The following is a 17,620-nucleotide window of genomic DNA, read 5'->3' as shown; positions in this document are numbered from 1 at the left end:
CATGCAGGCACGCACTATCAGCGGAAGCGCCAGGATCGGCACCACGGAGCCTCTGAGGTGCGTCGTCGACATCGACACCTCTTCGGCGCCGCCCGCTGAACAGTTCGACCTCTATCGAAGCTGGCACGCCAACATCGCCGACATCGAATTGCTTCGGGACGAGTTCGGTTCGTTCGCCGCGCGCGAGCGGGTGTGGCAGCTGGGCGGCCTCGTCCTGGCCTGCATCGAATATCCCGGAACCGGCTATCATCGCCGCTGGAGCAGCAAGAAGAATCCGGTCTTCGATCACTGGCTTCTCTGCGTGCCGCAAACAATCCCTTCAGGCGGCGGGCAGCCGCGGACAGGACCGTTGCGCTGGCAGTGCCTGGCGACACCGCATCAGGGTCAGGGCGAGGATGATGGCGTGATTTGCCTGTTCCTTCCGCGAGACTTCGCGTTCTCGCAGCCCTTCACGCTCGACATCCGCCAGGAGATGGCGGCGTTCGTCGCCGATTACATCCTGCTGCTTTATCATTCCCTTCCAAACCGCACGGAGAACGATGTTCCCTATATCGCGGCGGCGACCACCAGCCTGCTCGCCGCCTGCATCTCCCCGTCCCGGGATCACTTCTTCGAGGCCCAGGAACCGATCGATGCCGTCATCATGGCCCGCGCCAACAAGCTCATTGCCGCCAGGCTTGCCGATCGGGACCTGACGCCGGAAAGGCTCTGCCAGGAGCTCTCGATCTCACGCTCGCGCCTCTATCGGATTTTCGAACCGGCTGGCGGCGTCTCACACTACATCCGGCGCCAAAGGTTGCTGAGGACAAGGGACGTCCTGGGCGACAGCACGGACGGACGGCCGATCTCCAGCATCGCGGAGGAATGGGGCTTTGTAGACCCTTCCACGTACAGCCGAACATTCAGGAGAGAGTTTGGAATCTCACCCAAGGAGGCACGCGAGGCCGGCTGGCTGGGCATCAAGCATCCGCCCCTGGCCGAGCGAACCGGCGACGACAGACCTTCCTTAAACAGCCTTCTGGCAAGCAACCTTCCACTCGACGGCCACCTGTAGGCACGCGCAAGCGAACTCGTTGCGGCGATCAATGGGTAATTGCCGTATCCTAAAAATGCGCTATTCCGGGCCAATTTTGAGTGTAACCAGTAATTCTGCAGTCTGTCCAATTTGTCCCACCCCTATGCGTGGGGTCCATTTTTATCGGATTGATGGCCAATCGCCGCAAATCTCGAATTCCGTGGCTTTCGACTTTTCGCGATGGGAATATGCTTCTTCGGAACCTTGCCTAAGGAGCTGCCGAATGAAAAGACGCACATTTCTGACTGGGAGCGCGGCTGCCGTTGCCGGACTATCCGTAGATCCCGTCTTTTCACATGCGGCCACCGCCGAACGCCAGCCGCTCTCCGTCACGGACCTCGAAAACTCCGCCGCCCAGCTTCGAAGCCGTTTTTCCCGGGACTTCGATCCCGCTTATATCGAAAACGCAATCCTTCCCTTCTTCCTGGTCAGCGTCTATCAGGGGGAGCGTGCGATGCTGCCCATGATCGATGAGGCGCTGAGCAAGGAAAATGCCCTTCCCACATATCTGTGGGGCCTGATCAGCGAGAGTTGGCGGCCGGCTCCGGAGAAAGGCGTAACCGTCTTCCTTCAGGGCTTGGACAAGCGCGGCCCAGACAATCGCCGCAAGCGCATCTACATGAGCGCCGTCACGGCGGATCTCTATCAGGAGATGTACAGCGCCAAGGTGACAGCGTTCTTTGAAGGCCTGCTGTCGAAGGGCAATGCCGGCAAGCCGTTGATGCGCCTGTACCTCGATACGTTCTGGGACATGTACTGGGACCTGCATCTCGGAGTCAGCGGCGATGCCATACCCCCGAAGGTGCGCCAGATCGGCATGAGCTTCAACACGGTTCTCGCCTATCTCGATCCGACCCAACGCATCGTCTACGAAAACTACATGGTCGTCCGGGACAATCTCGATTTCCTGAAGTCATGGATTGGGGAGCGGCTTGCCGATCTTGAGACGGGAAAGACGCCCCACCCACACAAGACATTTGCCTGGTACTGGCTCAAGAACGGCGAAGGTGACGACAATTTCGCTCACAAGGACGTGGTCTTTGAGTGCTTTCACAACTTTGTGGCGTTCAGCCAGTGGGGCAACTCGCTCTACAACATGATGCTGAAGCTCGGCACGGCGACCGGCGACCCGGACACACGGGCGTCGTTTGCAAAGACGATGAAGGGCAGCTTCGATAGCGCCGGCGAATCCTCTTTCAGCCCACTCGAGCGTTTCGTCATGGAGCTTTTCCGTATCATCTCGCCGAACAGCGGCAGCATCTCCTCGTTGCAGGAAACTTCCCCGCCTGCGTTCGAGCGGTCCGGCTACATCATCAGCCCTCACACTTCGACCAGCCTCGACCCGGTTCACTGGAAGAATCCGGAGGAGTTCGATCCGTCACGATACGAGCGTGTCCCGACGAGCGCACAGGTCGACGAAAAGCATGTCGAGCGAATCGGGATGGCCCGGTGTCCCTTCGAAAAAACCAGCTTCGACGTGAAGGACGGCCGGAAGGCATCACTGCACAACAGCGCGTTCGGAACCGTTTTTGGTGTTGCCGATGGCAAACCCCTGCCGGTGTGCGACCATGCGGGTTTCGCGCCTTTTGGTTTCGGCTACCGGCGCTGCCCCGGCGAGCAACTAACCATCAATGCGTTCGAGGACTTCCTTCGTACGGTCTGGAAAAACAAGATCGACTTTGTGAAACTCAACCTGGCCCAGGCAGAGGTGTTGCCCATCGGTCCGATGACGGTAATCCGTGACGATCTGGGATTCACCGGATCTGCCTGACGACGCGAGCGCGACTGTCGCCAGCTGGGTGTGGAGCAAATTGCGCGTGCCTTGGAAAAGCATTCCGGAGGGCACGACCGGGCTCTTCTGAACCCTTTGGGTTTGGGGTGTCCCGCATTCCCAGCAGAGATGCTTGTTCGATGATTTGTCCTTCAATGAGCGCCAGACATTCCTGAACAGCGTGTTGGGAGGCGGAGCATCGAGGAACGAGGGCTCCCATGAAGAACCTGGCCCATGGCGCATCCCTTGATTCTGAGGACAAGGGTGCTTCATGAGCCTGAGATCAAGCGGCTAGGGAGAGTTCAATCAAATCCACGCGGTTGTCGGAACGGCCGGCGTGGTGATGTGAACCCTGTTTGCAGACCCATGAGGCGGCCCCAAACCAGGAGCCGGGATGGGTCGGCATATCTCCCCAAGCGTGGCCAGGACGGACGGTAAGGGCGACATATCGCGACGTTCGTCCGGACCTGGGCAATCGCAGACTTCCGTTGATTCCGAATAGTACCGCGACCACCGCTGCCAGATTTGGCACTAGCCAGGGTACGGCGCCAATTCCAGTGGTGTCGTACCCATTGGAAGTGTCAGATGCGCTCGGTCTATCTGATGATCCATGACTTAGAGCACTTCACCGTTTCATAGAAACGGCGAGCCACTCTAACTCCTTGTTTTGACGCAACTCCGGACGGAAAACCGCTCACACTTTCCTGGAATTGCTCTAGTGAAAAGCGATATCGTCGTCATGATCGGCGGGCAGCTCGAACGAACCGGTCTCGGCATCGAAGAACAGGACGTCGCGATCGATGTAGGGGGCGGCCCCCAACTCTTCCCTGATCCGGAATGCTACATTGCCAACACTGCGAATGACATCTTTCGAAGGCGTCGGAACGACTGTGGTGCCCTTGATGGTGATGTCGCCGCTGCGAATGCCCGATATCAGCTGGGACGGCGCCGCAGTATTTTCCTTCTTCACGGGAGTAGCCAAAGTCTTCACCGCAGGCGCAACCGAAGTCTTCACTGCCGGAGCTGCCACTGTCTTGACCACGGGCGCAACCGAAGCCTTCACTGCCGGAGCCGCCACTGTCTTGACCACGGGCGCAACCGAAGCCTTCGCCGCCGGAGCCGCCACTGTCTTGACCACGGGCACAACCGAAGCCTTCGCTGCCGGAGCTGCCACTGTCTTGACCACGTGCGCAGCCGAAGCCTTTGCTGCCGGAGCCGCCACTGTCTTGACCACGGGCGCAACCGAGGCCTTCGCTGCCGGAGTTGCCACTGTCACCACAGGCGCAACCGGAGCCTTTGCTGCCGGAGCTGCCACTGTCACCACAGGCGCAACCGGAGCCTTCGCAGCTGGAGCTGCCACTGTCACCACAGGCGCAGCCGGAGGCGCCACTGTCACAACAGGCGCAACCGAAGCCTTCGCTGCCGGAGCTGCCGCTGGCTTCACCGCCGCCGCGGAAACCTGCACATCCGTTTGCGGCTTGGCAGCCTCAAACGCCATCAGGAGTCCGGCCGCGTTTGGCAGCGTCGTTTCATCGAAACCCTTTATGAACGTCAAGTCAGCGGTCGGGCGATAGACCGGCGGCTGAGCGACCGTGTTGATGATTTTGGGCGTCGTGCTGATGCCATTCGCCGGGGCTGACGCGGCGCCAACCCTGACCGAATTCAATCCGATCGGGTCCAGCGATGCTGCCGCGGTCCTGGCATTGGCGCCAAGTTGCGTCATCAGCGGGCTGATCCAGGAGTTGCCCAGCACCAGGCTGCTGGAGCCTGCATCCAGCGACTGACGGACCACATCCGTGCCGCCGCTGGCCTCGACTTTGTCGCGTGTCCGATCGAAGGCATAGATGTTGGTGCCGATGCCGCCATTGACGGTATCGAAGCCGTTGCCGCCGGACAGTTGATCGTTGCCGGCACCGCCCGAAATATAGTCGTCGCCGAGCAGACCATAGAGAACGTCGTCACCGTCGTTGCCGATAAGCCGATCAGCATCGATCTTGAACAGCGATGGCGTGTTCACATCGGTCGTCAAGGCGCCATGCAAGGCACCGAACGCGCCATAGTTGTAGACGTAACGGAGCGTCGCCGTCAGCGTAGCGGCGGTTTCCCCGACAGGCAGCACCCGAATGCTCTGGATCATGCCGGCGCCTGTGGTGCCGGTGACAATCGGAATGACGGCCGCCATATCGCCGAACATCAGGTCATTGCCGATGCCGCCGTCCATGACATCGCTGTCGAGGACAATGTAATCGGCGGCAGGACGCTGCGACTGGCGCTTGTCCTGGGTATTGAGCAGCCAGGAACTCCTTGACCCGCTCTGCGACCAGTCGACGGTCTTGGAAGCGGCAAGCGTCGACTGTACGCCCCAAGCCTCGGCACGCGCCCGCGTTGCGCTGATATTGCCCAGATAGAGCCGATCGATCGTCTTGAAGAAGGCGTCTTGCAGACCGTCGGCAATCGGCTTGGCGGTCGACGACGTACTCGCGATCGTCAGCATCGGCTGCTCGATCAGCCCCACGTCGCCGATCAGGACATCGTTGCCGGCATCGCCGAATATCTGGTCGTTGCCGACATTGAGCGCATAGCCCAGGCCGTTACCGAACAGCCAGTTGCCGACCTTGTTGGCGTTGGCGTTGATGGCGTGGTCGCGCGCTATATGGGCCGCCAGCGCGGTGGTCCGGGTTTTGTCCTGCGCCGCCAGCGCGGCGTTGACAGCGGAGAGTTCGGCCGTCGAGACGCCGGCCAGCGTGGCTGAATTGGCCGCGCTCACCGCTGGCAGCACGACGATGCCGTTGTCGCCGACAATGAAATCGTTGCCCAGGCCGCCATGGATGACATCGTTCCCGATGTTCAGCCGATATGTTGCGCCCCGCAGCGTCGACTGACCGGCAACGAAGGTGGCATTCGCCGTATTGGTCTTGACGCCGAAATCGGCGATCACCTGTTCGCCGGCGGCATGGGCCGTGTACGACATGTCGGTGACCACGGTCTGGAAATCCATCAGCCAGTTGTGCAGGCTGAGCGCCCCAGCGGTAAGGTTGGTGCCGACCACGGTCAGCGCGGTCGCCGGCACGATTATGGTCCCGGTATCGCCGAATATGGTGTCGTCGCCATCGCCGCCGGTGATCTGGTCCGCCCCAACCGTCACATTGATGATGGCCGCTTTTGGAGCCGCATCGAGCGCGTTTTTGGCAAATCCAAGCGATGACAGGTCGAGCAGCAGGTCGTTCATCGAGACCGACAGGCCGGCAACCTCGTTGTCGATAGCCGTCAGGCCGGTCTCGGTGATGGTGGTGATACGTCCGTCGTCGCCGAAAATGCTATCGTTGCCGGCACCGCCGTCGATTATGTCATTGCCGTAAGCCAGGTCCTTCACCCGCGTCACATCCGACAGCACCGAGGCAAACACCTCGATATGCTTTCCATCGACGCGCATGATGTCGTTCTTGGCCGAGAACTCGCCAAGGAAGCCGCTGGCCCCCGGCAGAATCTCGAGCTGCGGCAAGGAATTCGTCAATTCCGATGGCAGCAGGTTTGCACCCGGCACCACCAGCTGGCCGCCGATCGGCAGCGAGATGTTGAGACCCGCTGCCGCGCCGATGATGCGATAGGCATTTACGATCTTGGGCAGGTCCGTCTGGAAACCGCTCCCGTTGGAGGCGCGGTCGCCGAAGATCGTGTCGTCGCCGAGCCCGCCAAGCAGCGTGTCGTTGCCGCGCTGGCCGAAGATCACATCGTTGCCGTCGCCACCGTCGATGTGGTCATCATAGGCGGCTTCAAGGTCTATGCCGATCGCCTGCGTGTCCCATGTCCCGCCAGCCAACGCCACTTGGACGCCATTGGCATCGACGACCCCGCCGACCAGCAGCATGTCGGGACTGAGCAGGTTCGAAGCCAGATTGGCGCGCGATACCGTCTTGCTGGAACTGATCGAGACGATGCTGACCATCGTGGCGACTTCTTCCAGCACCACATCGCGGTGCCAGCTGCCGTCGCTGTTCAGCAACGCGGTTCCGTTGGGGTTGAAAGCTCGCAGAATCTGGCCTTCGTCGCCGAGCAGATAGTCCACCCCGGCGCCGCCTTCGATCGTGTCGGACCCGAGGCCGCCGACGATCTCGTCGATCCCGTTGTCGCCATACAGGCGGTCATCGCCACGCTGGCCGAAAATCCGGTCATCGCCGTCGCCGCCGTGGATCTCATCCTTGCCACCGACGCCATCGATCAGATCGAAGCGGATGACGTCTCGAAGCAACGACGGCGCTTTGCCGGGAATTGCCGGATCGAGTTGCCATACAGTGTTCTTCCACGACGTTCCGCCGACCACCTTGCGGGCGATCAGGCCATTGTCGCCGAGCACGACGTCTTCGCCGGCCCCACCCTCGACATAGTCGTCGCCGTCAGCGCCGCCGATTACATTGTGGCCGCCGGTGATGTCGTCATCGCCATCGCCGCCGAACAGCCGGTCGTTGCCTTGCTGGCCGACGATAATATCGTTGCCGGCATCGCCGTAGATCGTGTCGTTTCCAGCGCCGTCCTGATTGGTGGTGTAGATCGAGATGATCCGCTGGTTTTCCGGCAACGTCAGGTCGAACAGCGCATGATCGCCGAACAGGCGGTCGTCGTTCGCGCCACCGTGGATCTCGTCCGCGCCGGTACCGCCGACCGCAATGTCATTACCGCCGCCCGCATTGATCAAGTCATTGCCGCCATCAAGCGGATTGATGGTGAAGCCTCTCTGCAGGTTGGCAACGCGCTGTCCCAAGACAGTTGCGATCGCGAATTCGAACCGGGCGTTGTCGCCGAAGATGACATCGGCACCATTTCCGGTGGTTATCGCGTCGCCAAAGGCGCCGCCAGCCACGATGTTGTCGCCGTCGCCGGTCGTGATCGTGTCGGCACCACCCTTGGCGGTGTCGATCGAATAGGCGAGCGTCGGCAAGGTGTTGTCGAACTCGGCATATCCGCTGTCGCCGAAGACGACGCTGTTGCCGGTACCGATCTTGATCTTGTCACCGGCACCGCCGCCGAACACGACATGGCTGCCGTTGCCGGCCTGGATATCGTCGATGCCGTCGTCCTTGGTCCATGCACTGCGCACTGACCTCATCTTGCCATCGACGTAGAGGGCAATGCCGTTGTCGCCCAGGATGACATCGTTGCCGCCGCCGGCAACGATCTTGTCGGCGAACGAACCGCCCATCAGCACATGATTGCCGCTGGCGATGGTGATGGTGTCGTTGCCGCCATAGGTGACATCTGTCGTCTCGACCGAGACACGCCGGCCTGTCGCATCGAAAATCGCCAGGCCGTTGTCGCCGAGGATGACGCTGTCGCCGTCGCCGGCGGTGATATCGTCGTCGCCATTACCGCCGAAGACGACATTGCGGCCCGATCCGGCCTTGATCGTATCCTTGTAGCCGATCAGCACAGGTGCGCCGTTCAGAAGCGGTGCGAAATCGGCGAAGGTGCTTTCGATGCGAAGCAGGATGTTGTTTGCGAACGTCGCCTTGCCATTGTCGCCGAGGATAACATCGTCGCCGCCCTGCGAGGTCACCTTGTCGTTGCCTGAGCCGGCAATCACGATGTTGTCGCCCGCACCCGTCTCGATCACATCGTCGCCGTAGTAGATCGGGTCCGTGCTTTCGATACTGGTGACATTGCCGATGGCGTCGAACAGGATCACGCCATTGTCGCCGAGCACGACGTCGCCGATGTCCATGGCGCTGCCGCCGAGGACCTTGATGGTGTCGCCGGCCGAGCCGCCGACCAGGATGTTGCGGCCACCGGCACTGGTGATCTGGTCGGCGCCGCCAAACTGCGGATAGGTGGTCTTGACGATCTTCGGCAGACCGTTGGCGAATTCGGCGCTGCCATTGTCGCCGACGATCAGGTCCTGGCCGCCGGTGCTCTTGATGATGTCGGCGCCGAAGCCGCCGAAGACAATATTGGGTCCCTTGCCGGCATCGATCTGGTCGTTGCCGCCCACCGACGGGTTCGATGTCTCGACCTTGATCACCGCGCGGTCGACCATCATGTCGAGCGTGCCGGGCACCAGAACGAGGCTGGAACCGGCGATGGTCGCAACCTGTGTGATGATGCCGTGATCGCCAATGATGACATCACCGGTGTCACCACCGGTGATGATATCGGCGCCGGCCGTTTCAGTGGCGCCCTGGGCGTTGATGCCGTCATCATCGATGATGACGGTGCGGTTGAGGTAGTCGACATCGAAGGACGAGTCGCCGATGATCCAGTTCTTGCCGGTGATGCCACCGAAGATATGGTCGGCGTCGGCGCCGCCGGCGATGAAGTTCGTGCTGTGGCCACCGGTCAGGGTGTCCTTGCCGGCGCCTCCGTCGATGACGACGATACCATGGGCGCCCGATGCGTCGATGATGTCGTCACCGGTGTTGAGGAACGAATAGGCGGTGCCGTTCGGCGTGCCGGGCGTCGAGCTGTAGCGCAAGCCATTGGCCGAGGTGTCGCCGAACAGGACGACCGGTCCGGTGCTGTCGTGGACAGTCAGCGTATCGCTGCCGCCGCCGCCATGCACGACGGTCAAGGTCTGGTCCTTGGTGCTGTTGATGGTGAAGTTGTCGTTGGCCACGCCAAGCAGAACCTCGACCACCTGCAGGTTGGTGTAGGTGATGCCGCGCGGCACGTTGACCGGCGGATTGCCGTCATTGTAGTCGACCGACAACGGGTTTGCCGGCATTCCCAGGCCGGAAATGTGCGTGTCGGTCAACACGCCGGTCAGCGGCGCCTGGGCGGTGTCGCTGAATACGACGAGCTGGTCCACATCGGTGCTGTCATCGACCTCTATCTGCCGGATCACTTCCGGGTTGAACTCGTCCGGCAGCGCCACCGAAGGCGTCAGCGAACGGTCTTCCGGTCCGACACCGCCTTCGACGAACAGGGGGCCGCCGATGCGGGTCAGGTCATGCGGCTGCTGGGAGAAAACACGGACGCCTTCCGGCGGCGCCTGGCCGGCGGCGTCGAAGACCAGGTTGACGGTAACCGGCTGATCCCAGTTGGTGTCGTTGAACGTCACGAAATAGCCGCCGGCGTCCTGTTGCACGCCTGGAGAAGCGGCGAGATCGACGCGCGCCTGGCCGTCAATGGCAATATGGACCGTGACCGGCGCGGTCGGCTTGGTCGTCAGCACGATCTGGTAGCTGTCGGTTTCGCCTGCTTGCGACACGACGGTGCTGCCATTGGTTTCGATGATCCGAACCGCTGCCGTATCGGAATCGACCACCTCGACACTGACCTTCTGGGTATCGACGACGGCATAGACGCCATCCGCCTTGTCCGAAGTGACGACATTGCTGATGGTGGCGACAATACGGTTCTCGGGCGTGGAATCGGTCGGCGAGGACACAAGCACGGTCTGCGCGTCGTTCCAGGCGAAGACATTGTTTGCGGCATCCGCGACCAGCCCGAACTTGATGGCGGTGCGCGACAGATCAACCTGGTTGCTGCTGGAGGACAATGTCACGGTGACGGTTTCGCCGACTGCCGGCGGCTTGTTCAGCACGACAGTATAGCCATCGGCGGCGCCGCCTTCGATCACACTCGTCGAGCCGCCGCTTTCGGTGATGATGGCGTCCGGTTTGTCGTCGTCGATGACGGTGACCAGCACGTTCGGGATCTCGAGATTGTTGAGCGGCTGGGCAACGCCATTGCTGTCGACATTGATGACCGAATGGCTGATGGCAACGACGGTCTTGCCCTCCTCGGCGTTGTCCGAGATCGCCTTGACGAAGATCTGCCGCCCTGCCTGCCAGTTCGAGCCGTCGAAGGCGACGGTCACGGCTTCGTGCCAGTCGTCGGCGTTTCCGGTCAGCGAGACCAGGATGGTCTGGCCCTGCTTGGCACGCTGCTGGGCCGACGCCTGCGCGGCCGAGACCGTGACATAGGCGATGGTGCCGGCAACCGGCGCCATCGGCAGCGTCAGCGTGTAGCTGTCCACCGAGGTCGCGTCGTCTTCCTTGACCGTGAGCCCGTCGCCGACATTGACCGCAACGGCCGTGCTGCCCTTGGTGGTAAGATCGATACCGGGCGTGAACAGGCCGCTGTAGCGCGGGTCGGCGCTGGTCACCGTATGCGTGATCGTGCCGCTGTCGCCATTGGTATCGTCCGACACAACGGTCTGCGTTACGTCGCCCGCGACGTTGAAGGTGTCGCTGCCGAGGCCGCCAATCAGGGTGGTGACGATGTCGTCGGCGGTCGACAGCACGTAGAACGTGTCGTCGCCCTCGAGGCCGTCGACATCCATCGCCTCGGCGTTGCTGACCTTGACCGTCAGGCCGGCGCCGTAGACGCCGTCCTTGGTGATGACAAACGTGTCGGCAAGCTCGGTGCCCAACACCACGACCCTGTCGAACCCGGCGCCGCCATCGATGTTGACCGGCGCGTTGACATTGTACTGGATGACGTCGTCGCCATTGCCGCCATTGACCTTGACATTGACGCCGTCGGCCAGCGCGAAGGCGCGGATGATGAACTCGTCATTGCCGTCCTCGCCCTCGAGCCTGAGGTCGGCATGGTTGGAGTAGACGACGAACATGTCCTCGCCGCTGCCGCCATAGAGCACGGCCGGCACGCTGATGCCTTGCGACAGATAGCCAAGGGTCGTCTCGATCGTGGCGAAGCGGTCTTCTTCCGAGATGATGGCATAGGCGCCGTTGGGGTCGAGTTTGCCATCCGCATCGACTTTCTGGTCGCGTGAGCTCCCGAAGATCTGGCCGACCTGGAAGAAGTCGTTGCCGATGCCGCCGTCAACGGTGAGGATCGCCGAATTGTCGTCGAAATAGAAGCGGTCGTCACCGTCATTGCCTTCGACGATGACGCGGCCGTTGCTGCTGGCATCATAGTTGATGCGCTCGACGGCGGACTTGTAGCCGCCGCTGCCGTCCGGCACCATGTGAGCGATGAAGTTCTTGCGGAACAGGAACGTGTCCGCGACGCTCGTGCCCTCGATCGTCAGCGTGTCGACGCCGTCACCGCCGGCGCCGCTGTCATGGATGTTCATGACATAGTCGGCATTGCCCTTGATGTTGACGACCACGGAATCGGTGCCGCCCTCGCCGTCGATCGTCAGTTCGTCGCGAATGATGCGACCGGTCGCGTCGCGGCCGAAGGCCGGCAGGCCGTTGGCGCCCGGCGCCACGTCCTTGCCCAGGTAGGTGGTCATCGACGGCAGCTTGTTGACGGTGATGAGATCCTCGTCTCCTCCGCCATGGACAAGCGTGTTGCCGCGCAGCGCGGCCACGTCGATCAGGATGTTGTCCTTGTCGCCGCCGCCCGCGATCTCGATCTGCGGCGCCTGCAGCGTGCCGTGCAGTTCGATGCTGGAGCCCACGCCTGGATCGGGGTCTGTCACCGCCGGAGCCTGATAGTCGCCGGCAATCAATATCTTGGTGGGCGAGATGATGACCGAGGTCGCATCCGTATAGACGTTGTCGCCCGCCAGGATACGAACATCGCCGACCGAGGCTTCCAGTGTCACGCCCGCCGCGACGGTGATGTCGTCCGGCAGGTCGTCATCGCCAATGTGTGTGCCCTCAAGGTCGTCCTCGGCCCAGAATTCAAGCGTGGCGTGCTGGGCGATACTGCTTTCGGTGATCAGGATCGGGCTCGACGCCATGATATAGGCGCCGCCCCCGGCATTGACGCCGGAGGTCTCGGCGCGCACGCCGCCAACTTCGAGCGCACCAAGATTCTGAATCCACGTGTCGTTCTCGTAGGACCAGGATTCGAGATTGGCGACCGAGGTTGTGACGCGCTTCGAGGACGTGCCGATGCTCTTGGAAGCGAAAAGATAGGTTTTCTTCGAAATGACATTGGCAAGGCCGTCGGTGCGACCGTTCAGGATGCTGCCGTTGACCGCGGTGATGAAGGCCACCGCGTCGGCGAACGCCGCTGCATTGGCCGTCCCGGCGCCGACCTCGTTGAGGACGAGATCGCCCGAGGTCTCGATGAGATAGATGCTCTCGAGATCGGTGTGCGCACTGACAGTGCCCGGCCCGGACGCGGAGCTGTCGATATCAAGCTCGTTGGCGACGGTGCCGATGCCGAGATGCGCGGTGAGGTTGATGTTGCGGCCGATGACATCGGCCTTTGGCAGCACGACTGCCCGTGTCGGATGCGACGGGTCGATATTCGAGTCCGGAATGGTGAGATTGTAGTTTGGATCGGGAAGCTCGGCATCGATGATCGATCCCTCTTCGGCGACCAAAGTGACATCCCCGTTGATCGAATGGATGCCGCGGACATTCATGTCGCCGTGCGTTTCCGTCAGGAATATCGAGCCGCCCGCTATCGCGATGATCGTGCCGCGGTTCGTCGCATTGATCGCAGGGTCGCTCGACAGGTTGCCGGTGACGTCGATCTCGAGCGCGTTGGTGCTCGTTCCGATGCTTCCGCCGGCACTGAGCGATATATGCTGTGCCTGCACCTTGGTCGCGGTCGAGCCCGGCAGCGCGTCGAGGATCGACTGCACCGTCGCGGTCAGGAAAGCGTCGCCGCCCTTCGAATAGACGGATTCCACCCTGAGGTCGCTGGTCGGAGCGGTGATGCGGACATCGTCCTGTGCCCTGGCGATGAGCCCGCCCTCGCCGCGCATCGTCACGGTGACGGGAGTGCCGTCCTCGCCAATGTGGCCCTTGCTGGCTTCCAGCAGGATGTTGGCGCCGTCCAGATTGACGCCGCTCGTTGCGCCGTTGATCAGACTGCCGCTGGTCTTGATGCGGATGTCGTCGCCGTTCGCGTGGCCCTCGCCGGCAACCACATTGCCGAGCTTGATGGTGGTTTCGGAACCGAGATAGATGGCGCCCCCGGCCTTGGCCGTAAGCAGGTTGCCCACTGTCAAGTCGACGTCTTCGCGGCGATTGACGATGATGCGGGTAATGCGCTCGGTCGTGCTCAGCGGATCGTCGACGACGGCGGCGAGCGTGACCGTGCGGCCGAGCTCGGTGACGAACGACTGATCGGGAGCAAGGTTTACCGTGATCACGTTGCCGACCACCGAGGCAATGGTGAAATAGGCGTCGTCTTCGGTCGTGTTCTGTGTGTTTCCGGCGATGTAAAGCAGGTCACCCGGCTTGAACATGCCGGCCGGCCAGGCGCTGGCGCCGGTGATCGTACCTTTCGTGCCGCCGGCCAGGGCGGCAAAGTTGACGACTGTCGAGGCGATATAGGAACTGGCAACGACGCCAGGCGAGGTCTCATAGCCGCCGACATAGACGATGTCCTGCCGCTCGGCGGCAGCGAGCGCGACGCGCTGGTCGTCGGTCAGGATGATATGCTTGTTGCCGTCGCTGAGATCGATGTTGAGTTCGCCCAGCACGATGCCGATGTTCTGGCTGGTGTGGATCTCGATGTTCTTGCCGACGATGTTGGCGCTTTCGATCACCACTTCGGTGTCGGTCACCGACTTGGTCAGTCCGGATCCGAACGCGTTGAGCAGTTCCGCCTCGGACCAGACCTTGATCGTGCTGGTGAGTTCGGCCGCCTTTTCGCCCTCGGCGAACAGGAGCTTGTATCCGAAGGTCCGGCTGGCGTCCTCCTGCGTCTCGTTCAGCGTCCCGAACTGCTCGTTGAGCTTGTGGTATTCCGTGGTGCGGATATCGCGCTCGGTCTGTATCCCATCGGCCACATAGGCGTCGAGGGCACTCCCGGAAAGGCCGCTGAGCTGACCCTTCGTCGTCAGATCACTTGTCAGGCTGGTCAATTCGGCGCCGGTGATGGCAACGACATATTCGGGATCGAACTTCGTCGGATCGGTCTGGCCGTTCCGATAGTTCCAATACTGGTCATAGTCGGCCTTGATATCGGCGCTCATGAACAGCGTCGTGTCCTGCTGCGCCTCGCCGAGGCCGCCGAACATCAATTGCAGGTCGGCATAATCGGTGAGTTGGCCCGCCGTCAGGCCGACGGCGGTGCCGGGATTGTAGCTGGTCGCATCCGCCTGGGTGTGGCGATAAGCCCAATACTGCTTGTAGGCGGTTTCGATGTCCGGACGATAGGTCGAACCATAGCTGGCGTAAATTGCGTCGAGACTGGTGAACTGCGCCGTCCGAGAGGCTTCAAGCGTAGCAATTGCTGCCGCGGCGTCGTCCGGGGAAAGCGTGTCTTCGTAGTACTGCCGCTCGGCATCGCTGAGCTTCACCGTCCCCGAGACCTGGTCGTAGTTCGCCTTGAGGCGCCAATAGGTGTCGTAGTCGCCACGCTTCAGCATCTCGTAGCCGAGCAGCGTCGAGTTGATCTTGTCCTGCACACCGGTGGTCCCGGTCAGCTGCAGATCGGTCCAGACGCCGGCCTTCAGTTCATCATAGGTGCGCTTGTCCTTGACCGAGACGTCGTCGGAATCGAGCAGCGAGCCGTTCTGGACCTGGATCCAGACGTCGCCCTGGGTGATGGCACGCTCAAGGTGGAGGTCACCGGCAACTTCGGAGACGAAGACGTCGCCCTGCGCTCTGATGTTGACCTTGTCGTCCTTGGTATCACCCGAGTCGAGCAGCAGCGGACGCAGCGCCGAATTGCCGACACCGCCCTGCGCGCCGACCGGCAAGGCGCCCTGCCCGTCGACATAGGTGTCGGCGACCAGCGTGATCTTGGCACCCTTCACCAGACCCTGCAGGTAGGTCCCCGGTCCGGAATCGGCGACGACGATGCCGGCCTGAGCCGTCAGCGTCACATTGCCCTTGTCGGCAACGACCGAATTGATCGACATGTCGCCGGTGCGTTCCTTGATGTAGATGTCGCCATTCGCGGAATGGCCGGTCAGGTAGGCGTAGGCGGTCGGCTTCACGCCGGACTGGCCCTTGTAGCCTTGGGGGTAGAGGTCGACGAGATCGATCTGCAGCGCCCGTTCGGCGGTCCCGACGCCCAGATTGCCGTCGAGCGTGACGCGCACGCCCTGCACGACGGAATCGTCGTTGCTGGCTTCGATCGTGGTGTTGGAGACGATCTGGGTGAGGCCGGTATCGTTGTAGATGCCGTTGTCGATGATGACCTTGCCGGCCCCGGTCGAATTGACCTTAACCGTCGCTTCCTCGTAGCCGATGAAGCTGATCTGCACCGGCAGATCGGCCTTGATCGAATTGGTCGCCGTCGTCTGCGTGCGACGCTCGACAGTGTATTTCTGGTAGTAGGTCTTCTTGCCGTACCAGGTGCTGGTCGTCCACTTGTCGCCAGGCACTGGAGGGGTTTCGCTCAGCGTCACGGTCGATGAGCTGTGGGTATAGGGGTCGGAGACGTTGCTCTGGTAGAAATAATCGCTGCCGGGGACCAGGGTCGGCTTCTCGAGCAGCGTATATTCCGTATTGACGACGTTGTCCGGATCCCTGGCGAGGAAATCGATCCCCAGCCAGGCCGACGTGCCATAGGTGGTCGTCACGCTTTCCAGCGTCTTGGTCGCAACCGACCAACCGTAGCGCCATCCCGCCTGCGGTTTGTACTGCGTGACGTAGTCCCAGGTGCCGTTGTGCTGGCCGGCGTAAGTGTTGAGCGTCACGGCGCCGGTCTCGATCATCTGTTTGGTTGGCACGGGCTGGCCGTTTGCGCCGAGCGCGTTCAACACCGGCGCGAAGTCGACAACGCGCACGTCGACCGTGCCGTCGATCTGGGTCTGGTACCAGGTCTGCGTGTAGCCGCCGTCGGTACGCTTCGACTTGTCGTTCAGGATGATCGTGCCGAGGCCGCGCTCCGTCACGTCGATCCGCTTGATCAGCACGTCGTAGTTGGACGCATTGTTGACGGTGACATTGACATAGGCGCCGAGCGCCTTGATCTGCCCGTTGCCGGTGTTCATCAGCTTGCCGGTGATCGTGATCGATCCGGCCGGCGTCCTGAACTCCTGGACGACGATCTTGCCTAGGTCGGAATCCCAGTACGCCTTGAATTCGTTGTACTGGACGGTCTTCAACATGACCTTGCCGCCCTGGATCTTGCCGCTGGCAATGTCCTTCTTGATCTGGTCGATCTCGGCGATCGTGTCGGCGCCGATGTTCAGGACATAGTCGCTTGAACCGCTCTGGATCAGGCCGTTGAGGTTCACATATTCGGCGTTGATCGAGATCAGGCTGGCATAGATGCCGCTGGTCGGCTGCTTGGCGAGTTCGGCGTCGCGGTTTGCATCGGTCGCCGCGCCCATGCCATCCGGACTGGTGATCTGCTTCCAGGCGATATAGGGGTCGCCGCCGGTGTTGAGCACGCTGCCAGGCGGCAGGTCGATCACCACCATGCCGGCGGTGATGACCTTCAACGAGGCGCTGTGGATACTGCCGGTGATGGTAATGTTGCCAGAGCCGACGTGGTTATCGATCGTCACGTCGGCCGAGATCGCGTCGATGTCGCCGGAGATCGTTATTCCCGGCCACGGATTGTGAGCGGTATCGACGATCAGCGTGTTCTGGATGAGCACCTTGTTGACCGGCGCAACACCGAAGGTGCGGGTAATATCAAGGTTGACGAGGCCCGGCACCAACACCGGCTCGCCGCCGCGCTGGCCGTCCGAATTGTCGGAGTTGGCGTTGGCCTGGTCCTGGGCGGCGATCACACCGTTGAGCAGGCCGCGCACCACGGCCGGATCGGTCGCCGGATTGTCGATCTGCGAAATCTCGTTCTGGAAGCCGTTGAAGTAGACGCCGCCATTGTTCTCGGGGATGTAGATGCCGCCGATGTCGAGGAATGCGACCGTGTTGTTGACGATCGTGACATTGACGTTGCCGGGCGCGTCGAGCTTGCCCTGGCCCTGCAGCACATCGCCCCGG

The 17,620-nt window shown here is 61.8% G+C and carries 3 protein-coding genes (1 of these 3 cut by a window edge); 2 read left to right on the top strand and 1 reads right to left on the bottom strand.

All coding sequences use genetic code 11. The features are described from left to right. The first annotated feature begins 1 nt into the window (after nt 1). The gene (locus FJ977_RS26650; RefSeq protein ID WP_181180081.1) at nt 2–1,054 is read left to right on the top strand and encodes a helix-turn-helix domain-containing protein; all 1,053 of its coding nucleotides are present in this window, start codon (nt 2–4) and stop codon (nt 1,052–1,054) included. Between the two features lie 244 nt (nt 1,055–1,298). Continuing rightward, nucleotides 1,299–2,846, top strand: coding sequence for a hypothetical protein (locus tag FJ977_RS26645; protein WP_140775130.1), 1,548 nt, complete (start codon nt 1,299–1,301; stop codon nt 2,844–2,846). Between the two features lie 715 nt (nt 2,847–3,561). Here FJ977_RS26645 and FJ977_RS26640 read toward each other — a convergent pair. Beyond that, nucleotides 3,562–17,620, bottom strand: partial view of an LEPR-XLL domain-containing protein gene (locus FJ977_RS26640; protein WP_140775129.1) — the end only. 16,268 nt of this gene lie beyond the right edge of the window; only the last 14,059 of its 30,327 coding nucleotides appear in the window; the start codon falls outside the window, past its right edge; it ends in the stop codon at nt 3,562–3,564.

Origin of the sequence: Mesorhizobium sp. B2-1-3A, from assembly GCF_006442655.1 — a bacterium.
Taxonomy (GTDB): domain Bacteria; phylum Pseudomonadota; class Alphaproteobacteria; order Rhizobiales; family Rhizobiaceae; genus Mesorhizobium.
Note: the sequence above shows the minus strand (reverse complement) of the source record. Positions and strands in the feature narration are given on the sequence as shown.